Here is a 21781-nt window from a genome sequence, read left to right as displayed (position 1 = left end):
AATACCAGCCGTGTCAAGGGGAAGGAGGGACAATCCATGGACTACCGCCAGCGTCGGAAGGAGCAAGCGCAGCAGACCGAGCAGGCCATTCTCCAGGCCGCCATGGAGCTGGCCCGTGAAAACAGCTTTGACAAGGTTTCCGTCCGGGATATCTGCCAGCGGGCGGGCATTACCACCGGCGCCTTTTACCACCACTTCCGTTCCAAGGAGGACCTGCTCTCCCGTGGCTTTTCCCCCCTGGACCGGCACATGGAGGAGGCCCTGTCCGGCCACGAGACTGACGCCCCACCCCAGCGGCTTTGGCTGATTCTCTCCACCTACGCCTCCTTCATTGAGGCCCAGGGCTGGGAGCTGGTGGCCCGCTATTACCAGCGGCGGCTGGACGCCCCTGACGACGCATCCTCCATGGATCCCACCCGCTACACGCTGCGCGCCATGCTCGACTGCCTGCGCCAGGCGGAGGAGGAGGGTTCCCTTCTGCCCGGCTGGTCGGTGGAGTGGACGGCGGACTTCTTTTTCCGCCACTTCCGGGGCGTGGTCGTGGACTGGGTGCTCCACCGGGGCTCTTACCCATTATTGCCCAAGCTGGAGCAGGACTACACCCTGTTCCAGGAGATTTTTCAGACCAAATAGCCGGAGGGCCTGGACGCGTTGGTCGGGCCTCTGAGGCTGTCTATAAACCCTCCTATTGGAGGATTCGGAGGGAAGGATCGTGTGAAAGGCTGCCCCGCAGGGCGATTCGGAGCACAACCGCCGCTTGCGGCGGTACTTGGTGCGGAGATGAACCGTCAGGGTTCCCTTTTGCGTTGGATCAACCAACTTTTTGAACCCTTTTTGGGTTCAAAAAGTTCAGCAGTCTGTCGAAAAGACTTTTTCGATAGACTGCGAGGGCCTGGACGAGTTGTCCAGGCCCTCGGTTTTTATTCCCCCCGGATGCCGGGGAAGCGGCCGCGGACGGTATCCGCCGCCGTAATCGGGCGGATGACCCGGGCCGGATTGCCGGCGGCAAAGGAGCCCGCAGGGATGCCCCGGGTCACTACGCTCCCCGCTCCGATGACGCAGTTCTCCCCGATGGTCACGCCGGGGCAGACCACCACGTTTGCCCCGAACCAGCAGTCGTGTCCGATGGTCACGGGCTTGGCATAGCACAAAAACCGCTCCACCCCATCGTCGCACACCATCCCCCGGCGCTCGTCGGGCAGCATGGGGTGCATGGGCGTCACGATCGTCACGTTGGGTCCGAAGTTGCAGTGGTCGCCGATGGTCACAAGGGCGTCGTCCTGGACGGTGAAGTTGAAGTTCATGAAGCAATGGTTTCCCACCCGGGTGTGGCAGCCGTAGTGAAAGCGCACCGGCCCCAGCATACACACGCCTTCCCCCAGCTCCCCCAGCAGCTCCCGGAGAATCGCCTCCCGCACCTCTGCATCGTCCTCAAACGTCTCATTATACTTCTGGCTGAGCCGGTGGGCTCTCCGCTTCTTCTCCACCAGCTCCGGCTCCTCTGAGGCAAACAACTCCCCCCGGAAGATACGTTCCTCCTCGGTCATCCTTCCTCACTCCCTTCCAGCCGTCCGCAGCAGCAGCCGAAGCGCCTCTTCCCGCTCGGGGACAAAGAAAAAGTCGCTCCCGTGGTTGGACTCATAGATAAAATCCCGCAGAGGCTTGCTGGTATAGCAGGAAAAGTCTCCGTAGACGGCCATTTTGATCCGGTACTGGATGAATTTCTCCAAAATCTCCCCCGCCAGGCCGGTGCTGAGGATGAAAAAGTCCTCGGCCACCGCCGCCTTGTCCACCAGCAGGGCGGAGGCCCCGGCCTCATGGCGCGCCGTCATGGCCAGCTCCAGGGCCGACGGCGCATCCACAATGCGCTTCTCCGGCCCGGTCAGCTCCGCCACCGGGATCCCGTCCTGCTTCCAATACTGTATGCCCATCGGCATCCCTCCCTTTCTGATCTCTGGCGTTGACTTGGATACCTCAGCATAGCACGCCTTTCCCGCCCTGTCAAATTTCTCCGGACAGGCAACCTTTTCCCCTCCGGCGCATACCCATTTAGGACGGAGGTGAAGCCTATGTCCAGGCTGTTGTCCAAAGAGAGGGTGCGCGACCTGCTCCTGGGTCTGGCCCTGCTGTGCGCCACCCTGGCCCTGATGCTCTATCCCCAGCCCTCTATGGAGGCGGCCAAAAGCGGCCTGGCCCTGTGCTACAACGTCATAATTCCCTCCCTGTTCCCCTTCTTCGTGCTCTCCTCCCTGGTGGTGGAACTGGGGTTGGCGGGATACCTGGGACGTCTGCTGGAGGGACTGATGCGCCCCCTGTTCCACGTCAGCGGGGCCTGCGCCTCCGCTTTCGCCCTGGGCTTCATCGGCGGCTACCCGGTGGGAGCCAAGACGGCCATCAGCCTCTACGAGAACGGCATGTGCACCAAGACGGAGGCCGAGCGCCTGCTGGCCTTCTGCAACAACTCTGGTCCCGCCTTCATTCTGGGCGTGGTGGGGGCTGGGGTGTTCGCCAGTAGCCGGGTGGGAGTGCTGCTCTATCTGGCCCACGCGGCCGCCTCCATCTGCATCGGCATTCTCTTCCGTTTTTACAAGGCCGGCCCAACCGCCCGGCGGGAGGAGCGGCAGTCCCGGCCCCAGTTCCACGCCCAGCGCTTCACAACAGCCTTTACCGGCTCCATCAAAAACTCCTTTCTGTCCACGCTGAACATCTGCGCCTTTGTGGTCTTTTTCACCGTGGTGATTCAGCTCCTTATCCGCTCCGGCTTCCTGCCCGGGCTGGCCCAGGTGCTGGGGACGGTGCTCGCCCCCTTCGGCCTCACCCCGGAGTGGGCCCAACGTCTGCTTACCGGAGCGCTGGAGATCTCCTCCGGTGTGTGGACTCTCTCCGGCGACGGCACCCTCAGCGGCAAGCTTATTCTGGCCGCCTTCATGCTGGGGTGGGCCGGCATCTCCGTCCACTGTCAGGTGCTCTCCTTCATCGGGGGCAGCGGCCTGTCCGTGGGCACCTATCTGGTAGGCAAGCTGCTCCACGGCGGCCTGTCCGCCCTGTTCATCGCCGTCCTGGTCCGCCTCTTTCCGCTGGAGGCGCCGGTCTCCGATTACCTGGCCGACCAGGTGGCTGGCATTGCGGGCATGGATTTCCACCGCACACTGGTTATCTCTCTGGTCTGCGCCTGGGTGCTCTTCCTCTTTTTCCTCTTTGTGGCGGCCGCCGCAGCGCGAAAAAGCCTTGGCAAGAGGCATCGGAGCGTGTTATAATGAGACGTTATGAGAGAGGGAGGGAGCTCCATGCTGTTTCAGAAGAATATCGAGCCCAGGTGCACCTACTGTCAGCGGGGCACCCCACTGGACGAGGAGAAAATCCTCTGTACCAAACAGGGTGTAGTCGCCCCCGGCGGGGGCTGCCGCTCCTTCAAGTACGACCCCCTCAAGCGGGTGCCGCCGCCGCCGGTGGCACCCGACTTCAGCAAGCTGAAGGACGAGGATTTCACCCTTTGAACAAAAGCCGCCCCCCCCTGCACACCAGGCGGGGGCGGCTTTCCGCGCTATTTGCGTTTGTGCATGGCCGGCGCCCGCTAATAGAAGATCACCCGCACTGCCCAGGCAGCAGCCATAAAGCCCGCCAGGTCGGCGCAGAGGGCTGCCGGGACGGCATAGCGGGTCTTGACGATGCCCGCCGCGCCGAAGTAGACCGCGATGGTGTAGAAGGTAGTCTCGGTGGAACCCAGCATCACTGCCGCCGTTCGGCCGATCAGGGAGTCGGGGCCGTAGGTGGCGATGAGCTCCGCCCCCACCCCCAGTGCTGCCGAGCCGCTGACCGGCCGCACCAGCAGGAGTGCCACGGTCTCCGGCGGGATGCCCAGGGCGGTGAGCACCGGGGCCAGCGCCCGGGCCGCCAGCTCCAGCGCCCCGGAGGCGCGGAGCATATACACCGCCGTGAGCAGGCCCACCAGGGGCGGCACAATGCGCAGAAGCACCCCCAGCCCCTCCCCGGCCCCCTGAACCAGGGCGTCATACACATCCACCCGCCGCGCCATACCGTACAAGGCCACCGCGGCAATGATCAGAGGCACCAGCATGGTGAAGAACAACTCCATGCCTACCCCCTCCACACCCGGCCGAAGAGCTTGACCGCCCCGATGCCGGTGCACACCGAAATGGCCGAGGCCAGCCACACCGCGGGCAGGATATCAAAGGGGGCGGCGCACCCCGCGGCCAGGCGCACCGAGGCCACCGTGGTGGGAATGAGCTGGATGGACGCCGTATTGCACACCACCAGCATACACAAAGCGTCTGAGGCCCGTCCGGGAGTGCGGCGGCTCATCTGCCGGGCGGCCTGGATGCCCAGGGGAGTGGCCGCATTGCCCAGCCCCAGCAGGTTGGCCGACACGTTGGCCGAGATGGTGTCCATCACCTCCCGGTCCCGCGCAAACTCCGGGTAGAGCCGCCGCAGCACCGGCCGGAGCAGCCGGGACAGCCCATCCGACAGGCCGGAGCGGCGCATCACCTCCATCACCCCCATCCACAGGCAGAGCACCCCCGCCATGGACAGGCACAGCTCCACCGCCGCGGCCGCCCCCTCCATGGCCGCAGCCGCCACCGCCGGTCCGTTTCCTGTCGCCAGACCGCACAGGATGGAGACCACCACCATCCCGGTCCAGATCACTGTCATTGCCATACCGGACACCTCCCCGTCTTCCCTCATTTATACGGGCTGTCCGCAGGAAACATGCCTGCGATCCGGGCTGTTATAAACTGCTTTTCCACCGCCCGTCGAAAAACCCCGCTTTCCCTCGTAAAGATTTCCAGATTTCGATTGACAATCCAATACGATATGTTATAATAATGTCAGTTTATAGATAATGACGGAAATATGTGGAAATTCGTAGGGAAAGGAAGTAACTCTTATGAAATCGACGGGCATTGTGCGCAAGGTGGATGAACTGGGGCGGATCGTGCTCCCCATCGAGCTCCGCCGTACATTGGACATTGCAGAAAAGGATTCGCTGGAAATTTACGTAGATGGGGCTTCAATTGTACTGAAAAAGTATCAACCCGCCTGCATTTTCTGCGATGACGCAAAAGATGTAATCAACTTCAAGGGAAAGAACGTCTGTCCCAACTGCATTCGTGAGCTTCAGTTAAAATAATTTTTCGTTTCATATTGTAAAAACACCTTGCTTTTTCTGAAAAAGCAAGGTGTTTTCTTCTCTTTTTGTCCCTTTTTTCGATCGAAACCGCAGGTGTTTCGCGGTTTTCCAATAATACTAATAGTAATATTTTTGATTCCAAATACTTCTAAATAAGGATGTCCTTTTTTCCGCACAGTTTTATTCGCAGCCGCCGGTTTTCCCCACGGCACGGTCGTAAAGTTCATTTTTAGCCAGGCCTGTTTCCCGCGCCGCCTGCCGCACTGCGTCCCGCAGGGAGAGGCCCTCGGCCCGCAGCGCCTCCACCCGGGCCAGCCCGCCGGCCAGGGTGGGGGCCTCCGCCGCCGTCCCGGCCGCGCCCTCTACCACCAGCACGAACTCCCCACGGGGCGGGTTGGCCCCGTACCACTCCGCGGCCTCCCCAAGGGTGGTGCGCCGCACCTCCTCGTGGAGCTTGGTCAGCTCCCGGCACAGGGAGATGCGCCGGCCCGGCCCAAAGGCCTCCGCCAGATCGTCCAGGGTGGCACAGAGCTTGTGGGGCGCCTCATAGAAAATCATGGTGCGCCGCTCCCCCTTCAGCTCCTCCAGATGGGTGCGGCGGTTCTTCTTGTTCATGGCCAGGAAGCCCTCGAAGGTGAACCGGCCGGTGGGCAGGCCAGACACCGCCAGGGCGGTGACCAGGGCGCAGGGGCCGGGGATGGCCACCACATCCACCCCACTCTGGGCGCAGAGGGCCACCAGCTCCTCGCCGGGGTCGGAAACCGCCGGAGTGCCCGCGTCGGTGACCAGTGCGCAGCTCTCCCCGGCCAGCAGGCGGCTGAGCACCGCCTCGCCCCCCGCCCCGGTGTTGTGGCGGTAATAGGAGAGCATGGGCTTTTTCAGCCCCAGGTGGTTAAGCAGCTTGAGGGTCACCCGGGTATCCTCCGCGGCAATAAAATCCACCTCCCCCAGGGTGTCCGCGATGCGCCGGGAGATGTCCCCCAGGTTGCCGATGGGGGTGGGTACCAGATACAGCGTTCCGGCCATGTATATTACCTCCGGTTTGACAGTAGTGTGGGCAGAATCTCCAGCCCCGGCCGGCCCTGCCGCACCGCCTCCAGCAGGACGGCGGAGGGCGGGCAATCCGGCCCGTGCTGGAGCAGCCGGAGCCGCTTGGGCTCCAGCCCGGCGGAGCGGAGGGCGGCAAAGAGATCGCACAAACGCTCCGGCCGGTGAACGAGGGCAAAGCGTCCCCCGTTTTTCAGCAGCCGCCCGGCGGCGGCGCACCAGTCCTCCAGGGCGCAGTCCCCCTCCATCCGGGCGGGCCCGCCGCAGCCGCCGCTCCCCGCCTTGAAGTAGGGCGGGTTGGAGACCGCCAGGGAGAAGCCCCCGGCGGGGAGGGTTTTGCACACGGCGCGGAGGTCTCCGGTGTAAATCGCCCCCTCCAGGCCGTTTTCCGACAGGTTCCGGCGGGCCAGAGCGGCGTCCTCCGGGCAGTATTCCACACCAGAGAGGGCCAGTGGGGAAACCCGGGCGGCTAACAGCAGGAGCAGCGCCCCCGCCCCGCAGCCCAGATCGCACACCCGGTCCCCCCGCCGCACCGAGGCAAAGGCGGCCAGGGCCAGGCTGTCGCCCCCCAGGGGGAAGCAGGTGTCCGACTGGCGGTACACATAGGGCCCCAGCCGCTCCGGCGCTCTCATGGCATACCCTCCAGCAGGCGGCGGGTGATGCGGCCGGTCAGACCCCAGATGGCCCGTCCCTCCCAGGCGTAGATGGGCACCTCCACCCGGCCGCCCCGCCAGCGGTAGCCCTGGGGAAAGCCGATGCGGGCATAGGGGAAGTCCTCCCCCACCCGGGGGATCAGCGGGTAGGCATACACCTCCGGCGGGTGGGCCCGCAGCCAGTCCACCGGCACGAAGAAGGTCTCCTTCACCTCGGCGGGGCCGGGGTGAAGCCGCTCCGCCGCCTCCGGGGACACGATCCCCAGGACGGGATAGAGCACAAAGCCCCCTTGGTGGGTGAGCCAGTCCAGCTCGGCCACCACCTCCACCGCCGGCCGGGGGATGCCCAGCTCCTCCCACGTCTCCCGCAGGGCGCAGGAGACCGCGTCCTCCCCCGGCTCCAGCCGCCCGCCGGGAAAGCACACCTCCCCCGGCTGGCGGCCCAGGGTGTCGGCCCGCACCTCGTAGAGCAGGCACAGGCCCTCCGGCCGCTCCACCAGGGGCACCAGCACGGCGTACTCCCCCGTCACGTCCTGCACCTTGGGCGCATGTCCCGTCCAGCGGGCCCGAAACTCCTCCGCGGTCATAGCCCCTCCATCCAGCGGTTCAGCGCCTCGTAAAACCGGCCCACATGGACGCCGTCCAGCAGGCGGTGGTTCAGCTCCAGGCTCAGCAGCAGGCGGGTGCGGCTCCCCTCCTCCTCCCAGCGGCCCCAGGCCGCCCGTGGTACCGAGTCGGAGGGATTCACATCCTTCTCGTTTTTCAGGGCCGTGAGGGGGAACCAGGGCAGGCAGGTGAAGTAGACGAGCTGATCCCCGTCCCAGGGGCCGGAGGTGATGAACTCGGTCTGGGCCGCCGCCTGGGCCTTGGCCCGGCGGCAGAAGTCCGCCGCATCCTCCCCCGCCTCCACGGTGACAATCTGGAACAGCTCGCTGCCCGGTTTCAGGTCGGTGAAGCTGGGCACCAGGGTGTCGTGGCGGACGATCACCCCGTCCCGATCCTTGTAGTGGAAGGCGTCCACCGCCTCCATGGCCTTGGTGACGCCGAACACCATGGCCGGGTAAAAGGGCATGGCATTGGCCCTGCACCAGGCCCGCAGGGGGGTCACGTCCACCGGGAACGTCAGGGTGTAGAAGGGGTCGGACATGGGGGTGAAAAAGTCGTAATGGGCCCGGCGGGGCCAGGTCTCCTTGTCAATGATGGTCATCGGTATCCTCCCGTCCCAACAGGTAATCGGTTGTCACGTGAAAATAGTCCGCCAAGAGAATCAGCGTGGTGGCAGAGACATTGATGTGGCCATATTCAATCTTTTGATAGTGGCGCTCTGTGACACCCAACAGTTCCGCCATATCCTTTTGAGTCCTTCCAAACCTCTTTCTGAGGGGTTTCAGCCGTTCAGCCAGTCTGGGCAAAATAATCTCCATTTTCTTCTCCTTCCCCCTTGACACATCATCAAATTTCGTGTAGTATAATAACATCATCATAATTCGTGTAGAGGGGATTTAAGGCATGACTGACTTTGTGCAATTTTTGTATACCCAGTATATCCAGTCGTATATAGACGCCATGCCCATGGACGCAGCAGACGAGTACCATCACGATCTGGTCAAAAACGAATGCACGCCGGATCTATGGACTGATATAGAGGCAATTCGGGCCTTTTCCGCCGCCCACGCCTTTCTGCTGGGCCTGCGCACCGGCGCGGGGCTGGCTGCACACGGGCGGATGTAGGCATCCGCCCCTACACGCACGCCGCAGGGACCGGCACTCTCATCCCCCCGCCGTCCACACGCCGGCACGGGGCGGGCGGGGACAAGCCCCGCCCCTACGCCCGGGCCTGTGCGGTCATCCGCATCTGTAGGGGCGGCCCTTGTGGCCGCCCGGCCGCCGCGGATTTGTGCCGCTTCGGGGGAAACAGCGTGTCAGGCGGCCCGCGTGTCTCCAAGTCGGCCACACAGCCATGCCTCCAGATGGCGGGCGGGGACAAGCCCCGCCCCTACGCCCGGGCCTGTGCGGTCATCCGTGTCTGTAGGGGCGGCCCTTGTGGCCGCCCGGCCGCCGCAGATTTGTGCCGCTTCGGGAGAAACAGCGTGTCAGGCGGCCCGCGTGTCTCCAAGTCGGCCACACAGCCATGCCTCCAGATGGCGGGCGGGGACAACCCCCGCCCCTACGCCCGGGCCTGCGCGGTCACCCGCATCTGTAGGGGCGGCCCTTGTGGCCGCCCGGCCTTACGACTCCGGCCGGGTGAAGTGGGCCAGGGGATCGGGCCGCTCCCACAGCACCACCGCCCCGGCGGCCAGGGACTTGGGCACGTCGATCAGCCGCTGGTTGGCGCTCCCCCGGAACAGGGCGGCGTAGGACTTCTCCACCTCCACAAAGGGCCCGTCCACCAGCACGTCCACCTGCTCCAGCAAGGCCAGCGCGTCCGGCACCTCTCCGGCGAGCAGTCTCTCATAAGTATACCCCGTATAGGCCCACACGTTCAAGCCCCTTTCCCGGGCGATGCGGGCCAGGGCGGCGCACTCCGCCGCCTGGCAGAAGGGCTCCCCGCCGGAGAGGGTGAGGCCGTCGGTCAGCGGATTGCCGGACAGCTCCGCCGCCAGCTCCGCCACCGAGACCTCCCGCCCCCCGGCTGGGTCGTGGGTGCCCGGGTTGTGGCATCCAGGGCAGCGGTGGGGACAGCCCTGGGTGAAGACGGTGAACCGCAGGCCGGGGCCGTCCACGATGGAGTCGGATACGGTATTGGCGATGCGCATGGCGCTTCCTCCCTCAAACAGCAGGGGGGGGGGGCGGATGCGGCGCCCCTGTTCGCTTTATGCGTCGTCCACCACCTGGAAGATATAGAACTTCAGGTAGAGGGACTGGTCGGCCCCCCACAGCACCGGATGGTCGGGGGACTGGGTGCGGTACTCCACCTGCCGCAGGCGGCGGCGGGCGTCCCGGGCGGCCTCCCCGATGGTCTTGGTGAACAGCTCCGGCGTCATGAAGTGGGAGCAGGAGCAGGTGGCCAGATAGCCGCCGTTTTTCACCAGCTTAATGCCCCGCAGGTTGATCTCCCGGTAGCCGGTGACCGCCTTCTTCACTGAGGCGCGGGACTTGGTGAAGGCGGGCGGGTCCAGGATCACCAGGTCAAATTTCTCGCCCTTCCGCTCCAGCTCCGGCAGCAGCTCGAACACGTCGCGGCAGGCAAAGCGTACCCGGTCGGACATGCCGTTGAGGGCGGCATTCTGCGTGGCCTGGGCCACCCCCAGCTCCGAGGCGTCCACCCCCAGCACCTCCGCCGCGCCGCCCTTGGCAGCGTTGAGGGCGAAGGCCCCGGTGTGGGTGAAGCAGTCCAGCACCCGGCCGCCGCGGGCCAGGGGCTGGATGGCCAGCCGGTTGTACTTCTGATCCAGGAAAAAGCCGGTCTTCTGCCCCTCGGCCACGTCCACCTGATAGCGGACGCCGTTCTCCACAATCTCCACCACCGGATCGAAGGGGTCGGACAAGAAGCCCTTCACCCGCTCCATGCCCTCCTTGAGGCGCACCTTGGCGTCGCTGCGCTCGTAGATGCCCCGGACGGAGATGCCGTCCTCCTTCAAAATATCCACCAGCAGAGACAGAATGGTGGATTTCAGCCGGTCGATGCCCAGGGCCAGGGACTCTACCACCAGCACGTCGGCAAACTTGTCCACCACCAGGCCGGGGAGGAAGTCGGCCTCCCCGAAGATCACCCGGCAGGAGGAGGTGTCCACCGTGTCCTTGCGGTACTGCCAGGCGGCCCGTACCCGCCGCTCCAGGAAATCCCGGTCGATGACGGCCCCGGCGTCCCGGGACAGGACGCGCACCGCGATGGTGGAGGCCCGGTTGAGGAAGCCCACCCCCAGGGGGTAGCCGTTGTAGTCCTCGATGAGGACGATGCCGCCGTCGGCGGGCTCGCCTAGAATCTCTGCAATCTCGTTGTCGTAAATCCAGGGGCCGCCGGCCTTGAAGGCGCGGCCCTCTCCCCGCTTGAGACGGATGGCGGGATATTCTGTCATGGTATTGACCTCCCAAATGAGCCTTCCCCTGGGGGAAGGTGCCGAGCAACGCGAGGCGGATGAGGAGAAGGGCTGCACAGTTCAACCTGCGGCGTTCGAGGCCGCCATCCCCCTCATCCGTCATTTGCTTCGCAAATGCCACCTTCCCCCAGGGGAAGGCTTTTCTGTTACACGCTGTGCTTTACCCGGTCGCGCTCCTCCGCCCGCTTGCCGTTGTTGAAGCGGTCCAGGGTTCCCACCAGATAGCCGGTGATGCGGCGGATGCGCTCAAAGGGCACGCCGTCGGCCTCGGTGCGGTCGCAGCCGGGGCACTGGTCGCCGATGATGCCGGAGAAGCCGCACACCGGGTCACGATCCACCGGGTGGTTGACGCTGCCGTAGCCGATGCCGCTCTCCTTCATACAGCGGATGACCTTCTCGAAGGCCTCCAGGTTGTCGGTGGGATCGCCGTCCATCTCGATATAGCTGATGTGGCCGGCGTTGGTGAGGGCGTGGTAGGGAGCCTCAATCCGGATTTTATCGTAGGCGGAGATGGGGTAGTACACCGGCACATGGAAGGAGTTGGTGTAGTACTCCCGGTCGGTGATCCCCTCGATGGAGCCGTAACGGGCCCGGTCCAGCTTGACGAACCGGCCGGACAGCCCCTCGGCGGGGGTGGCGATGAGGGAGAAGTTGAGGCCCCGTTTGGCGGCCTCCTCGTCCATGCGGGCCCGCATGTGGGAGATGATCTCCAGGCCCAGCACCTGGGCCTTCTCGCTCTCCCCGTGGTGGACGCCGACAAGGGCCTTGAGGGTCTCGGCCAGGCCGATGAAGCCCACGGTGAGGGTGCCGTGCCTGAGCACCTCCCGCACCTCGTCGTCCCAGTCCAGCTTGTCGCTGTCCAGCCACACCCCCTGGCCCATGAGGAAGGGGTAGTTGTATACGTGCTTGCGGCACTGGATCTCAAAGCGCTCCAGCAGTTGCTCCACGCAGAGATCCAGCATCCGGTCCAGCCCCTCGAAGAAGACGTCCAGATCCCCCCTGGCCTTGATGGCCAGCCGGGGCAGGTTGATGGTGGTGAAGGACAGATTGCCCCGGCCGTTGCAGATCTCCCGGCTGGGATCGTACACGTTGCCGATGACCCGGGTGCGGCACCCCATGTAGGCGATCTCGGTCTCGGGATGGCCGGGCCTGTAGTACTGCAGGTTGAAGGGCGCGTCGAGGAAGGAGAAATTGGGGAACAGCCGCTTGGCGGAGCACCGCACGGCAAGCTGGAACAGGTCGTAATTCGGCTCGCCGGGGTTGTAGTTGACCCCCTCCTTGACCCGAAAGATCTGGATGGGGAAGATGGGGGTCTCTCCGTTCCCCAGGCCGGCCTCGGTGGCCAGCATGACGTTCTTCATCACCATGCGCCCCTCCGGGGAGGTGTCCATGCCGTAGTTGATGGAGGAGAAGGGGGTCTGGGCCCCGGCCCGGGAGTGCATGGTGTTCAGGTTGTGGATCAGGGCCTCCATGGCCTGGTAGGTGGCCCGGTCGGTCTCCTTCACCGCCCGCTGGTGGGCGAAGGCCTGGGCCCGCTCCACCTGCTCCGCCGTGCCGAAGGCGGGGACCAGGGCCGCCCGCTCGGCGGCGGCGTAATCCCCCCAGTCCTCCAGGGTGGGCACCAGCCCGGTGTCGGCCTTGAGCTGCGTCATAAGGGCCTTCAGCTCCCTCTCCGGGTCCTCCCGGCCCTCCAGCAGCATGAGGGCCCGGGCCAGGTTCTGGCGGTACACCCGCGCGAAGGTCTTGCGCACGCCGTCGGCCATGCCGTAGTCGAAGTTGACCACGCTCTGGCCGCCGTGCTGGTCGTTCTGATTGGACTGGATGGCGATGCAGCACAGGGCGGCGTAGGAGGAGATGTCGTTGGGCTCCCGCAGGGTGCCGTGGCCAGTGGAGAAGCCCCCCTCGAACAGCTTTTTGATGTCGATCTGGCAGCAGGTGGTGGTGAGGGTGAGGAAGTCCAGGTCGTGGATGTGGATGTCCCCCTCCCGGTGCGCCCGGGCGTGGTCGGGGTTGAGCACAAACATGTCGTAGAACTGCTTGGCCCCCTCGGAGCCGAACTTGAGCATGCTCCCCATGGCCGTATCCCCGTCGATGTTGGCGTTCTCCCGCTTGATGTCGGAGTCCTTGGCCTTGGAGAAGGTGATGTCCTCATAGGTCTTCATCAGCCGGGTGTTCATCTCCCGGGCGCGGCTGCGCTCCTCCCGGTAGAGGATGTAGGACTTGGCGGTCTGCACATAGCCGTTGTCCATGAGCACCCGCTCCACCAGATCCTGAATGTGCTCCACATCGGGCTGGGCCTGCCCCTCCACCTCCAGGATGGAGAGCACCTCGTCGGCCAGCTTTCTGGCCTCCTCCCCCCGTCCGGGCTTGTAGGTGGCGTTGAACGCCTTCTCAATGGCGCGGGCGATCTTCTCCTCGTTGAACTCGGCCAGGCGGCCGTCCCGCTTGCGGATCTTTGTCAGTGTCATGGCTGTCCGCCCCCTTCTTCCTTCATGAAAAAAGCCAACACAGGGAAAGACACCCCGTCCAGGCTTGGCACTACATCTTGTGTTCTTATGTTCTTGACGTCTCCTATGATACCGTATCTTGGTTGGCCCGTCAAGGCACAAAACAAAAAGCGCGCCCCAAAAACAGGGCGTGCTTTTTGGCGGTTTCGCTGATTTTGGAACAGGGGACTTGACGGGATTTACAGCAGCACCAGGCCGTATTTCCGGGCCATCTCCTGGAGGAAGGCCGCCTCCAGCTCCCCGGTGCCGTCCCAGAAGGCCCGGCCCTGGTAGAGCCGCAGGGCCTGCTCCAGCAGCTCGGGCACGTCGGTCCAGAGGCACAGCGCATCCTTCACCGCGTATTGGTTCTCGGCAAAGGTGTAGAGGTCGTCCTCGTCGTAAATGGCGATCTTCAGCGCGCCCTGGGGGGCGTTCTCCTCCGCCTCCAGAATATCCTCCAGCAGATCGGAGGTGCACTCGATGGTCTCCCCCACATCGATGTCGGGCGTAATGAACCGGGCCTCCTTCTCACTGGCGCAGGGGATCACATCGGGGTCCCGCCTGGTCGGGACGAAGGCGGAGAAATCCACCGCCTCCACCGCGGAGCGCAGGGCGGCCACATGCTCCGCCGTAGTGCCGCAGCAGCCGCCGAAGATACGAACGCCTGCCGCCGCGAAGCCGGCGGCGTAGGAGGCGAACTCCTCCGGCGGGCAGTGGTACACCGCCTGCCCCTCCACCGTCTCGGGCAGGCCCGCATTTGGCTTGGCAATGAGCGGGACGGTGGTGTAGGGGGTAAGGCGGCGCATCTGCTCCAGCATCTCCGCCGGGCCGGAGGAGCAGTTCAGCCCGAAGGCGTCCACTCCCATGCCCTGCATGACGATCAGGGCAGCCAGCACGTCGGTGCCCGAGAGGGTGCGGCCGTTCTCGTCGCAGGTAAAGGTGACCCACACCGGCCGATCCGACACGCTCTTGCAGGCCAGTACCGCCGCCCGGGCCTCGGGCATGGTCATGGTGGTCTCAATGAGGAAGAGGTCCACCCCCGCCGCCGCCAGGGCAGCCGCCTGCTCGGTATAGATGGCCACCAGCTCCTCAAAGCTGCTCTCCCCGAAGGGGGCGATGAACAGCCCCGTGGGGGCCATGTCCCCCGCCACCAGAGCGCGGCCGCCGGCAGCCTGCCGGGACAGCTCCACCAGCCGGCGGTTGTAGTCCGCCACCTGCCCGAAGATACCGTGCTGCTCCAGCCGCACCCGGTTGGCCCCGAAGGTGGGGGCGATCAGCACCTGGCTGCCGGCCGCCACATAACCCCTCTGGAGCTCCAGCAGGGCCTCCGGGTGGCCGAGCACCCACTGCTCCGTGCACGCGCCGGCGGGCATGCCCCGCTTATACAGCTCGGAGCCGGTGGCTCCGTCCAGCAGGATGGGCAGGGATAAGGGGGGGATGGTGTCCATAATTGTTTTATTCCTCCTAAAATTGCATGGCTGCATGATTGGGAGATAGTATATCACAAAACGATACGGGAATGCAAGTACAGCCTAATATACTCCCTTTATACATTTGGACTGATGGGTTCCAACGCCGTCGATTTAACTAAAAAGTCACATTAGTAAGATGGCGTATAATAGATAAGTCTTGTTGAAATCGAATTTCCTCCTATTTTTCTTTTACATTAATTAAAATAATATAAGTGATTGACAAGAAAACTTGGCACAAGTATAATCAAACTGTGCAAAGAAAACTTGGCAGGCAAAGGTGATAATATGAACAAAGAAGAAATACTCAAAATGAGTCGTGAAGAGAATGAAGGCAGACATGATGAGTGTGAAATGATGGCTTATGGAACAGCTTCGAGAGTAGGAATGCTTGTAGGCGCAATTATATGTGCCGTATTGGTCTTTGCAAGCGAACTACTTTTTCATATCCCAGAAATCGGACTGGTTGGCTGGCTTGTATATTTTGCAATGCAAGGCAGTGGCAGTATTGTATTGTATAAAAAGTTGAAGAACCGCCGAAATCTGATTTGGGGAATTGTTGAAATAATTTTTGCCATCGCATTCGCCACTGCACTTGTAGTCAAAAGCGTGGTGTGTCAATGAACGAAAAGCTGATATTAAAAAACAATCTCAAAGCAGCTCGCAGTGAAAAGGGCTTATCTCAACAGCAGCTCGCAGATATGGTCGGTGTATCCCGCAATACGATCAGTTCAATCGAGACAGGACAATTCAATCCGACCGCAAAATTGGCGTTGATTTTGTGCATAGCCTTAGACAAAAAATTTGAAGAACTGTTCTTTTTCTAAAAGAACACAAGGAGGATATTTATGGACAAGCAAACAACAGGAACTGTGATTGCCGCAGCAAAACAGTGGTGGATGAAGGTAAACAGAAAGCCCATGAGAATGCACGCACTGGATGGTGCTGAATTTCCTTACATCGTCAAGATTGAATACATAGTTGATGGAAAGGCGTACACAAAAAGAAAATGGATCAGCGTCGGAGCCCCTGTTCCCAAGGTGGGGAGCATTGTGCAGGTGATATACAATGCCGATAAGCCGTCCAAAGCAAAAATACTGTAAATAAACAAGTCTCCACAAGGTTTCAAAATCCTGTGGAGACTTTTCTTATATATCTCTCCGTCACTTCCACAAATGAATTGTTCGGTAAGCCTAAATCAGTCCGAAGGGTAAAAGGGAACTCATATAGGCAAAACAAAGAGGGGCCGGGAGTATCCGCGGCCCCTCTTTGTTTATCCCAGCTCGTTGATTTTCTTAGTGGCGGTGTGGTAGATGGGCTTCCACTCCACCTTCTGCACCAGTGCGGCAATGGAAATGGGAATGTAGGTAAACATAAAGATCGGGAAGGTGAGGACATACCCCAGCTTCTGCACCGGCGCGGCGTCGATGTGACGCCACTCGGACAGCACCGTGATCAGCCCATAGAACAGCAGGCCCACATAGAAATTCCACACGGCGGAGCCCATGAAGCCCACGGTCTCATGGATGATGCGGGTGGCCAGATAGGCCGGCTGGGTAAGGCAGGCCGCCAAGATCACACCGTTAAAGAGAATCATCAGCAGGGTGAGCAGCATGCCGGGCGCCACCGTCACGAACATGTCGTAGCAGGAAGTGCCCAGGCGGCCCCGGCGGAAGCAGCCCTTCAGCAGGGGGAGGGTGTACTCCCGGTCCACCTGGTAGAAGCCCTTGGACCACCGCAGCCGCTGATCCCAGGACTGCCGGAAGGTGGTGGGCTGCTCGTCGTAGACCACCGCCTTGTCGCAGTAGCCGATCCTCTTGCCCTGGATGGCGCAGTCCACGGAAAACTGGATATCCTCGGTGAGCAGGTGGAAGGGCCAGCCGCCGTTGTCCTCGATGACCCGGGCGGACACCAGGAAGCCGGTGCCCGACACGTGGCAGTTGGTGCCCAGCAGGGTGCGGGGGAAGTTGAGGAACCGGGCCTCCCGCAGGAACCAGATGGAGTAGCCGGCGGAGATCCAGTTGGCCGCGAAGTTCTTGGAGTTGCGGTAGCAGGTCACCGCATCGTAGCCCTGGTCAAAGGTGCGGTTCATCTCGGCGACAAAATTGGCGTCCACCAGATTGTCCGCGTCAAAGACGAAGTAGCCGTCATAGCAGTCCTTCCCCTCCTCTTTGAGTCGGCGGAAGAGGTAGTCCATGGCGTAGCCCTTGCCCTTATGTACCTGGTCGAAGCGCTCGTACACGAACGCGCCGGCCCGGCGGGCCGCCCCGGCGGTGTCGTCGGTGCAGTTGTCGGCCACCACATAGAGATCCAGCAGCTCCTTTGGGTAATTCTGCCGGTTCAGACTCTCCAGCAGTTCCCCGATGACCCCCTCCTCGTTGCGGGCGGATACGATCACGGCGAAGCGGTGCAGGCGGCTTGGCTGGTGCCGGTCCTGCCAGCGGCGGCGAACCAGCCCCACCACTACATAGAAGCCCTGGTACAGGTAGAGCAGGGTAAACAGAACCACCACAGCAAAATTGAGATGCTTGACAAGTTCCAACATAGTCATTCTTGTAATCCTCCATAGTTTGGGCGGATGGAGCACGCGCTGCGGGAGACGCCCCGTTTGCGCGTAGTGCCTATCATACCACGTTTCAAAAAGATTACAAGAGTGTTACATACCAATTAACAGATTATTAAGAAAAAGTTTTTATTTCTTTTATACAAATGTAAGGAACCGCCATGCTGTACTGACAGGATTCCCCAGCCCGCCGCAGCCGCGCGGCGCCAGGTGGCCCCCGGCGCCGCGCATTTGCGATTGTTACATTTTCTCCGGGGCCGCCACGCCAATGAGGGACAGGCAGTTGGCGATGACGGCGCGCACCGTGTCGGCCAGCTTGAGGCGGGCGGCGAGCACCGCCGCCTCCTCACCCTTGATACGGCAGGCATTGTAGAAGCGGTGAAACTCCCCGGCCAGGGTCACCAGATAGCGGTTGACGCCGGAGGGATCGTAATCCCGGGCGGCCAGGCGGATGACCTCGGGCAGTTGGGACAGGGTTTTGATAAGGGCCTTCTCCTCCGCCGTGGCGTAGAGGGCGGGGTCTACCGCCGCCGCGTCGGGCACGAGGTATCCCTCCTCGGCCAGCCGGGCAATGAGGGAGCAGATGCGGGCGTGGGCGTACTGGACATAGTAGACCGGGTTCTCGCTGTCCTCCCGCACCGCCAGATCCAGATCGAAGTCCAGGGCGGAGGTGGAGGAGCGGGAGTTGAAGAAGAAGCGGGCGGCGTCCACGCTCACCTCGTCCAGCAGATCCCGCAGGGCGATGGCCTTGCCGGAGCGCTTGGACATGCGGACGGGCTGGCCGTCCTGGAGGAGATTGACCAGTTGCATCAGCACGATGATCAGCCGGTGGGAGCCGTCCAGGCCCAGGCCGTCCAGGGCGGCCTGGAGGCGGGCCACGTGGCCGTGGTGGTCGGCGCCCCAGATGTTGATGGCCTTGGAGAAGCCCCGCTGCTCCAGCTTATTGCGGTGGTAGGCGATGTCGGCGGCGAAATAGGTGTAGAAGCCGTTGGCCCGGCGGAGCACGTCGTCCTTCAGGTCGAGCTTGTCCACCTGCTCCTGGCTCTTGCCCTCGGCCAGGAACTTCTGCTTGAGCAGGGCGGTGGTGTTGAGCCACAGGGCGCCGTCCTTCTCATAGGTCCAGCCCTTGCCGGCCAGCAGCTCCACGGTCTCGGCCACATAGCCGCTGTCGTGGAGGGTGGACTCCAGGAACCACTCGTCGTACTCGATCTTGTAGCGGCGGAGATCTTCCTTCATCTTGGGGATGTTGACGGACAGGCCGTACTCGGCCATGGCTTCCTGCCGCTCCTCCTCGCTCTTGTCCTTCCAGCCGGCGCCGTGCTGGTCGTAGAAGCCCTGGGCCAGCTCCTTGATGTCGTCGCCGTGGTAGCCGTCCTCGGGGAAGGGGACGTTCTCCTCCCCCAGCACCAACTGGAGATAGCGGGCGTCGATGCTCATGGCGAACTTGTGGATCTGGTTGCCCGCGTCGTTGACGTAGAACTCCCGCCACACGTCGTAGCCCGCCCGCTCCAGCACGGCGGCCAGGGCGTCGCCCAGCACGCCGCCCCGGGCGTTGCCGATGTGCATGGGGCCGGTGGGGTTGGCGGAGACGAACTCCACCATCACCTTCTCGCTGCGGCCCTCATCCACCGCGCCATAGGTCTCCCCCTCGGCCTGGATGTCGGCGAGCACGCCGCCGTACCACTTGCTGCCCAGGGTAAAGTTCAGGAAGCCGGGGCCGGCGATCTCCACCTTGTCAAAAAAGGTGCCGGCCAGATCCAGATGGCTGACGATCACCTCGGCGATCTGGCGGGGAGCCTTGCGCAGGGCCTTGGCCCCGGCCATGGCGAAGGAGGAGGCGTAATCCCCGTGGGTGACATCCTTGGGAATCTCGATGGTGGCCTTGACCTCCGCGCCGGCGGGCAGCAGGCCCTCCGCCGCGGCCTTCTCATAGGCCGCCTGGGTCAGAGCGGCGACCTGCTCCCGGGCCGCCTGGATCATGTTGGACATGGTTCTATCTCCTTTTCGATTCATCTCTCTGTGTGCCGCGCAGCCGGCCGCCGCGCGGGATAGTCACTGCTTGATGGCCGGCCCTTTCTCCCGCACGTGGATGCGGAACAGGTTCTGGCCCGCCAGCGCGTGGTCGATTGCCCCACGGCACGGGTGCCGTGGGGGCCCCTACCGGTTTTATCTGCTCGCGGCAAGTACCCGCAGGGGGTACGCCACATCCGTATGGCGGCAAAGCCGCCGACGGCTGTGCAGTAAATTGCCGCGGCATCAAGGTTTCGCCTCAGGGCGAAACTCTTGTACGCGCCAACTGGCGCGCTCATCGAAATCGCCGCGCGGGATAGTCACTGCTTGATGGCCGGCCCCTTCTCCCGCACGTGGATGCGGAACAGGTTCTGGCCCGCCAGCGCGTGGTCGATTTCGATGGCGTAGTCGATCTCGATGCTGCCGCCCCTGGCGTCCAGCTCGGCCCGCATCTTGCGGGTGTTGATGCCTACGGACAGGGCGCCGTAGGGGGTGTCGTACATGGACAGGTGCCGGCGGCCCTCCTCAAAGACCATCTGGGAGTTGACCTCCCCCACCCGCAGGAGCGTGACCCGGTCCCGCTCGATCTGGAAGGTGGTCAGGGTACCCTCCAGGCCGGTGAGCTCGCTCTCCTGATAGCTCAGGGTGTAGCCGTCATCCCCGTCGGGCTCCAGGCAGCCCTCCGTGACCAGCTCGATGGTGTCATCGTCCTGTGCCTCAAAGGACTGCTTTCCCTGGATGGAAATAATCACGTTGTTCTCCATGGTTGTTCCTTCCTTGTCCCACGTTCAAACTGCAAATTGCACATTATTATACCCAATGGAGCCTCAGATGTAAAGGGCTTTCCCCTCAATATTGGCTGATATCCACCTGCTCCACCGCCTGGGCTACATCCCAGCCCAGGAAAGTAGAGGCCAGGCGGGAGAAGTCCTCCTGCCGGTCGCTGACAAAGCAGCGGCAGCTCCCCCGCCCGGGCCCGGCCAGGGCGTCCCGCTCCCGCAGGCAGTCCGCCGCCGCCCGGGCGCCCTCGGCGCCGGAGTTGATGAGGCGCACCTCCGGCCCCATATAGGCCCCGATGACCTCCTCCAGCAGGGGGTAGTGGGTGCAGCCCAGCACCAGGGTGTCCACCCCCGCCGCCTTCAGCGGGGCCAGGTACTCCGCCGCCACCGTCTCGATGACCACGTCGCCGGGGCGGAAGCGGCCGTTCTCCACCAGGGGTACAAAGAGGGGGCAGGGCTGGGCCAGCACCCGGGCCGCCGGGTTCTCCGCCCGGATGAGCCGCTCGTAGGCGCCGCTGCGGATGGACGCCTGGGTGCCGATGAGGCCGATGCTCCCGCTTCGGGTGGCCTGGGCCGCGGCGCGGGCCGCCGGGGCCACCACCCCCAAAACCGGGATGGGGTTCTCCGCCGCCAGCACGTCCAGCGCGGTGGTGGACACGGTGCCGCAGGCGATGACGATAGCCTTGAGATCGAAGGTGCGCAGGAAGGCCACGTCCTGCCGCGCATATTTCACAATGGTATCCCGGGAGCGGCTGCCGTAAGGTACCCGTCCGGTGTCCCCGAAATAGACGATATCCTCCTCCGGCAGCAGGCGGCACAGCTCCCGTACCGTGGTCAGCCCGCCCAGGCCGGAGTCGAACACGCCGATGGGTCTGTCATCCAAGGCGATTCCTCCTAATAAAAAGAGCGCAAATTTGTTATCTGTATAATGATATGCGAAAATTTACCGGAAGACAAGGGGCGTTTTCATGTTTTCCGACGCTCTCCCCGTTTGACATTTTGGCGGGGCTGACTATAATATGAGGTAGGGGATGGCCGTTCACGCCCCGCAACGTCATGACAGCGAGGAGGTTTCGTGTGATGAAGCTGGAACTGACGACCAAACAATTCCGGCGCCTGCTGGATATGGCCTATATCGGCAACTGGATTTTGAACTCCACCCGCGGCGACGACCGGTTCAAGGATTACGACGACGTGGAGAGCCTGCTCTTTGCCAAGGCCCGGGAGGAGGGCATGGGCGTGCTGGCCGAGGACTGGCAGGGCGAGGTGGTGCCCTCCCGCGCCTTTGCCGAGGGCGGCATCCACGAGGCGATCATGGAATATGAGAACAACGTGTTCTTCGATATCCTGGCCGAGGATCTGGCCCGCCGGGATATGGAGGACGCCTCCATCGACCAGAACAACTATGAGGAGCTGTCCAGCCGCATTGACGCCTATATTGCCGAGTTCGAGCAGCACGGCACTGACAACATTCTGGTGGACAGCGACCAGCTATAGGCCAGACACACAGGGGGGGGGGGGGGGGGGGGGGGGGGGGGGGGGGGGGGGGGGGGGGGGGGGGGGGGGGGGGGGGGGGGGGGGGGGG

The 21781-nt window shown here is 63.2% G+C and carries 26 protein-coding genes; 9 read left to right on the top strand and 17 right to left on the bottom strand.

What is annotated here, in order from left to right; all coding sequences use genetic code 11:
* Positions 1-36: 36 nt before the first annotated feature.
* Complete coding sequence (locus tag ACESY8_RS15765; protein WP_009261230.1) at positions 37-633, top strand: TetR/AcrR family transcriptional regulator; 597 nt, start codon at positions 37-39, stop codon at positions 631-633.
* Positions 634-920: 287 nt separating this feature from the next.
* Here the strand turns inward: ACESY8_RS15765 and ACESY8_RS15760 are convergent, their stop codons facing one another.
* The gene (locus tag ACESY8_RS15760) at positions 921-1547 is read right to left on the bottom strand and encodes a sugar O-acetyltransferase (RefSeq protein WP_054339560.1); all 627 of its coding nucleotides are present in this window, start codon (positions 1545-1547) and stop codon (positions 921-923) included.
* A 6-nt stretch (positions 1548-1553) separates the two neighbouring features.
* A complete protein-coding gene (locus tag ACESY8_RS15755) occupies positions 1554-1931 on the bottom strand; it encodes a DUF4180 domain-containing protein (RefSeq protein ID WP_009261228.1) in 378 nt (125 codons plus the stop codon).
* A 138-nt stretch (positions 1932-2069) separates the two neighbouring features.
* Between ACESY8_RS15755 and ACESY8_RS15750 the strand changes: the two genes are divergently transcribed.
* Positions 2070-3257 (top strand): nucleoside recognition domain-containing protein, encoded by a 1188-nt coding sequence (locus ACESY8_RS15750; protein ID WP_007493683.1) that lies wholly within the window; start codon positions 2070-2072, stop codon positions 3255-3257.
* A gap of 30 nt (positions 3258-3287) precedes the next feature.
* On the top strand, positions 3288-3497 hold the full coding sequence (locus tag ACESY8_RS15745) for a hypothetical protein (RefSeq protein WP_498794854.1): 210 nt from the start codon (positions 3288-3290) through the stop codon (positions 3495-3497).
* Between the two features lie 77 nt (positions 3498-3574).
* Here the strand turns inward: ACESY8_RS15745 and ACESY8_RS15740 are convergent, their stop codons facing one another.
* A complete protein-coding gene (locus ACESY8_RS15740; RefSeq protein ID WP_009261226.1) occupies positions 3575-4096 on the bottom strand; it encodes a spore maturation protein in 522 nt (173 codons plus the stop codon).
* Between the two features lie 2 nt (positions 4097-4098).
* Positions 4099-4677: a nucleoside recognition domain-containing protein gene (locus ACESY8_RS15735; protein WP_039997611.1), complete on the bottom strand. Its 579-nt coding sequence runs from the start codon at positions 4675-4677 to the stop codon at positions 4099-4101.
* Between the two features lie 229 nt (positions 4678-4906).
* Between ACESY8_RS15735 and ACESY8_RS15730 the strand changes: the two genes are divergently transcribed.
* On the top strand, positions 4907-5149 hold the full coding sequence (locus tag ACESY8_RS15730; protein WP_007493676.1) for an AbrB/MazE/SpoVT family DNA-binding domain-containing protein: 243 nt from the start codon (positions 4907-4909) through the stop codon (positions 5147-5149).
* 180 nt (positions 5150-5329) lie between these two features.
* On the opposite strand, the gene rsmI is transcribed toward ACESY8_RS15730, so the two are convergent.
* Genes rsmI through ACESY8_RS15705 form a run of 5 tightly spaced genes read right to left on the bottom strand, consistent with a single transcriptional unit; the run spans position 5330 to position 8273 of the window.
* Positions 5330-6175 carry a 16S rRNA (cytidine(1402)-2'-O)-methyltransferase gene (rsmI, locus tag ACESY8_RS15725; RefSeq protein WP_054339361.1) on the bottom strand — a complete coding sequence of 282 codons (846 nt, stop codon included), beginning with the start codon at positions 6173-6175 and terminating at the stop codon, positions 5330-5332.
* Between the two features lie 5 nt (positions 6176-6180).
* On the bottom strand, positions 6181-6828 hold the full coding sequence (locus ACESY8_RS15720; protein ID WP_054339360.1) for a tRNA1(Val) (adenine(37)-N6)-methyltransferase: 648 nt from the start codon (positions 6826-6828) through the stop codon (positions 6181-6183).
* Positions 6825-7436 (bottom strand): NUDIX hydrolase, encoded by a 612-nt coding sequence (locus ACESY8_RS15715; protein ID WP_054339359.1) that lies wholly within the window; start codon positions 7434-7436, stop codon positions 6825-6827. Before ACESY8_RS15715 ends, ACESY8_RS15720 begins: the two co-directional genes overlap by 4 nt.
* Positions 7433-8056, bottom strand: coding sequence for a CatA-like O-acetyltransferase (locus ACESY8_RS15710; protein WP_054339358.1), 624 nt, complete (start codon positions 8054-8056; stop codon positions 7433-7435). Before ACESY8_RS15710 ends, ACESY8_RS15715 begins: the two co-directional genes overlap by 4 nt.
* Positions 8043-8273 (bottom strand): helix-turn-helix domain-containing protein, encoded by a 231-nt coding sequence (locus tag ACESY8_RS15705; RefSeq protein WP_009261220.1) that lies wholly within the window; start codon positions 8271-8273, stop codon positions 8043-8045. The genes ACESY8_RS15710 and ACESY8_RS15705 overlap by 14 nt, the downstream gene beginning before the upstream one ends.
* Before the next feature lie 85 nt (positions 8274-8358).
* Here ACESY8_RS15705 and ACESY8_RS15700 point away from each other — a divergent pair, with 85 nt between their 5' ends.
* Positions 8359-8580 (top strand): hypothetical protein, encoded by a 222-nt coding sequence (locus ACESY8_RS15700; protein ID WP_054339357.1) that lies wholly within the window; start codon positions 8359-8361, stop codon positions 8578-8580.
* A gap of 497 nt (positions 8581-9077) precedes the next feature.
* Here ACESY8_RS15700 and nrdG read toward each other — a convergent pair whose 3' ends face one another.
* The 4 genes from nrdG to ACESY8_RS15680 all read right to left on the bottom strand — a co-directional run bounded on the left by nrdG (position 9078) and on the right by ACESY8_RS15680 (position 14823).
* Positions 9078-9605 carry an anaerobic ribonucleoside-triphosphate reductase activating protein gene (gene nrdG / locus ACESY8_RS15695; RefSeq protein WP_054339356.1) on the bottom strand — a complete coding sequence of 176 codons (528 nt, stop codon included), beginning with the start codon at positions 9603-9605 and terminating at the stop codon, positions 9078-9080.
* 57 nt (positions 9606-9662) lie between these two features.
* A complete protein-coding gene (locus ACESY8_RS15690) occupies positions 9663-10868 on the bottom strand; it encodes a class I SAM-dependent rRNA methyltransferase (protein WP_054339355.1) in 1206 nt (401 codons plus the stop codon).
* Positions 10869-11035: 167 nt separating this feature from the next.
* Positions 11036-13357 carry an anaerobic ribonucleoside triphosphate reductase gene (locus ACESY8_RS15685; RefSeq protein WP_204681598.1) on the bottom strand — a complete coding sequence of 774 codons (2322 nt, stop codon included), beginning with the start codon at positions 13355-13357 and terminating at the stop codon, positions 11036-11038.
* Positions 13358-13575: 218 nt separating this feature from the next.
* Complete coding sequence (locus tag ACESY8_RS15680) at positions 13576-14823, bottom strand: homocysteine S-methyltransferase family protein (protein WP_055179693.1); 1248 nt, start codon at positions 14821-14823, stop codon at positions 13576-13578.
* A gap of 309 nt (positions 14824-15132) precedes the next feature.
* Here ACESY8_RS15680 and ACESY8_RS15675 point away from each other — a divergent pair, with 309 nt between their 5' ends.
* Genes ACESY8_RS15675 through ACESY8_RS15665 form a run of 3 tightly spaced genes read left to right on the top strand, consistent with a single transcriptional unit; the run spans position 15133 to position 15947 of the window.
* Complete coding sequence (locus tag ACESY8_RS15675) at positions 15133-15468, top strand: DUF6442 family protein (RefSeq protein WP_131970400.1); 336 nt, start codon at positions 15133-15135, stop codon at positions 15466-15468.
* The gene (locus ACESY8_RS15670) at positions 15465-15671 is read left to right on the top strand and encodes a helix-turn-helix transcriptional regulator (protein WP_054339354.1); all 207 of its coding nucleotides are present in this window, start codon (positions 15465-15467) and stop codon (positions 15669-15671) included. Before ACESY8_RS15675 ends, ACESY8_RS15670 begins: the two co-directional genes overlap by 4 nt.
* Before the next feature lie 21 nt (positions 15672-15692).
* The gene (locus ACESY8_RS15665; protein WP_054339353.1) at positions 15693-15947 is read left to right on the top strand and encodes a DUF3592 domain-containing protein; all 255 of its coding nucleotides are present in this window, start codon (positions 15693-15695) and stop codon (positions 15945-15947) included.
* A gap of 170 nt (positions 15948-16117) precedes the next feature.
* On the opposite strand, the gene ACESY8_RS15660 is transcribed toward ACESY8_RS15665, so the two are convergent.
* From ACESY8_RS15660 to murI, 4 genes are all read right to left on the bottom strand, one after another.
* Positions 16118-17395, bottom strand: a complete 1278-nt coding sequence (locus tag ACESY8_RS15660; protein ID WP_009260663.1) for a glycosyltransferase family 2 protein — start codon at positions 17393-17395, stop codon at positions 16118-16120.
* A gap of 252 nt (positions 17396-17647) precedes the next feature.
* Positions 17648-19396 (bottom strand): arginine--tRNA ligase, encoded by a 1749-nt coding sequence (argS, locus tag ACESY8_RS15655; RefSeq protein WP_054339352.1) that lies wholly within the window; start codon positions 19394-19396, stop codon positions 17648-17650.
* 341 nt (positions 19397-19737) lie between these two features.
* Positions 19738-20181, bottom strand: coding sequence for a YwiB family protein (locus tag ACESY8_RS15650; RefSeq protein ID WP_009260661.1), 444 nt, complete (start codon positions 20179-20181; stop codon positions 19738-19740).
* Positions 20182-20266: 85 nt separating this feature from the next.
* The gene (gene murI / locus ACESY8_RS15645; protein ID WP_434307775.1) at positions 20267-21079 is read right to left on the bottom strand and encodes a glutamate racemase; all 813 of its coding nucleotides are present in this window, start codon (positions 21077-21079) and stop codon (positions 20267-20269) included.
* Positions 21080-21276: 197 nt separating this feature from the next.
* Here murI and ACESY8_RS15640 point away from each other — a divergent pair, with 197 nt between their 5' ends.
* Positions 21277-21693: a hypothetical protein gene (locus ACESY8_RS15640; RefSeq protein WP_009260659.1), complete on the top strand. Its 417-nt coding sequence runs from the start codon at positions 21277-21279 to the stop codon at positions 21691-21693.
* Positions 21694-21781 lie beyond the last annotated feature (88 nt).

Origin of the sequence: Clostridium sp. ATCC BAA-442, from assembly GCF_964239415.1 — a bacterium.
GTDB classification, from domain to species: domain Bacteria; phylum Bacillota; class Clostridia; order Oscillospirales; family Oscillospiraceae; genus Flavonifractor; species Flavonifractor plautii.
Note: the sequence above shows the minus strand (reverse complement) of the source record. Positions and strands in the feature narration are given on the sequence as shown.

Bases quoted from the DNA above. Each gene is read 5' to 3' on its own strand.
- ACESY8_RS15700 (WP_054339357.1), top strand. From the start codon at position 8,359: ATGACTGACTTTGTGCAATTTTTGTATACCCAGTATATCCAGTCGTAT.
- ACESY8_RS15755 (WP_009261228.1), bottom strand. From the start codon at position 1,931: ATGGGCATACAGTATTGGAAGCAGGACGGGATCCCGGTGGCGGAGCTG.
- ACESY8_RS15730 (WP_007493676.1), top strand. From the start codon at position 4,907: ATGAAATCGACGGGCATTGTGCGCAAGGTGGATGAACTGGGGCGGATC.
- ACESY8_RS15750 (WP_007493683.1), top strand. From the start codon at position 2,070: ATGTCCAGGCTGTTGTCCAAAGAGAGGGTGCGCGACCTGCTCCTGGGT.
- ACESY8_RS15710 (WP_054339358.1), bottom strand. From the start codon at position 8,056: ATGACCATCATTGACAAGGAGACCTGGCCCCGCCGGGCCCATTACGAC.
- ACESY8_RS15690 (WP_054339355.1), bottom strand. From the start codon at position 10,868: ATGACAGAATATCCCGCCATCCGTCTCAAGCGGGGAGAGGGCCGCGCC.
- rsmI (WP_054339361.1), bottom strand. From the start codon at position 6,175: ATGGCCGGAACGCTGTATCTGGTACCCACCCCCATCGGCAACCTGGGG.
- ACESY8_RS15735 (WP_039997611.1), bottom strand. From the start codon at position 4,677: ATGGCAATGACAGTGATCTGGACCGGGATGGTGGTGGTCTCCATCCTG.
- ACESY8_RS15675 (WP_131970400.1), top strand. From the start codon at position 15,133: ATGAACAAAGAAGAAATACTCAAAATGAGTCGTGAAGAGAATGAAGGC.
- ACESY8_RS15670 (WP_054339354.1), top strand. From the start codon at position 15,465: ATGAACGAAAAGCTGATATTAAAAAACAATCTCAAAGCAGCTCGCAGT.
- nrdG (WP_054339356.1), bottom strand. From the start codon at position 9,605: ATGCGCATCGCCAATACCGTATCCGACTCCATCGTGGACGGCCCCGGC.
- argS (WP_054339352.1), bottom strand. From the start codon at position 19,396: ATGTCCAACATGATCCAGGCGGCCCGGGAGCAGGTCGCCGCTCTGACC.
- ACESY8_RS15685 (WP_204681598.1), bottom strand. From the start codon at position 13,357: ATGACACTGACAAAGATCCGCAAGCGGGACGGCCGCCTGGCCGAGTTC.
- ACESY8_RS15715 (WP_054339359.1), bottom strand. From the start codon at position 7,436: ATGACCGCGGAGGAGTTTCGGGCCCGCTGGACGGGACATGCGCCCAAG.
- ACESY8_RS15660 (WP_009260663.1), bottom strand. From the start codon at position 17,395: ATGACTATGTTGGAACTTGTCAAGCATCTCAATTTTGCTGTGGTGGTT.
- ACESY8_RS15765 (WP_009261230.1), top strand. From the start codon at position 37: ATGGACTACCGCCAGCGTCGGAAGGAGCAAGCGCAGCAGACCGAGCAG.
- ACESY8_RS15665 (WP_054339353.1), top strand. From the start codon at position 15,693: ATGGACAAGCAAACAACAGGAACTGTGATTGCCGCAGCAAAACAGTGG.
- ACESY8_RS15760 (WP_054339560.1), bottom strand. From the start codon at position 1,547: ATGACCGAGGAGGAACGTATCTTCCGGGGGGAGTTGTTTGCCTCAGAG.
- ACESY8_RS15650 (WP_009260661.1), bottom strand. From the start codon at position 20,181: ATGGAGAACAACGTGATTATTTCCATCCAGGGAAAGCAGTCCTTTGAG.
- ACESY8_RS15705 (WP_009261220.1), bottom strand. From the start codon at position 8,273: ATGGAGATTATTTTGCCCAGACTGGCTGAACGGCTGAAACCCCTCAGA.
- ACESY8_RS15640 (WP_009260659.1), top strand. From the start codon at position 21,277: ATGAAGCTGGAACTGACGACCAAACAATTCCGGCGCCTGCTGGATATG.
- ACESY8_RS15745 (WP_498794854.1), top strand. From the start codon at position 3,288: ATGCTGTTTCAGAAGAATATCGAGCCCAGGTGCACCTACTGTCAGCGG.
- ACESY8_RS15740 (WP_009261226.1), bottom strand. From the start codon at position 4,096: ATGGAGTTGTTCTTCACCATGCTGGTGCCTCTGATCATTGCCGCGGTG.
- ACESY8_RS15680 (WP_055179693.1), bottom strand. From the start codon at position 14,823: ATGGACACCATCCCCCCCTTATCCCTGCCCATCCTGCTGGACGGAGCC.
- ACESY8_RS15720 (WP_054339360.1), bottom strand. From the start codon at position 6,828: ATGAGAGCGCCGGAGCGGCTGGGGCCCTATGTGTACCGCCAGTCGGAC.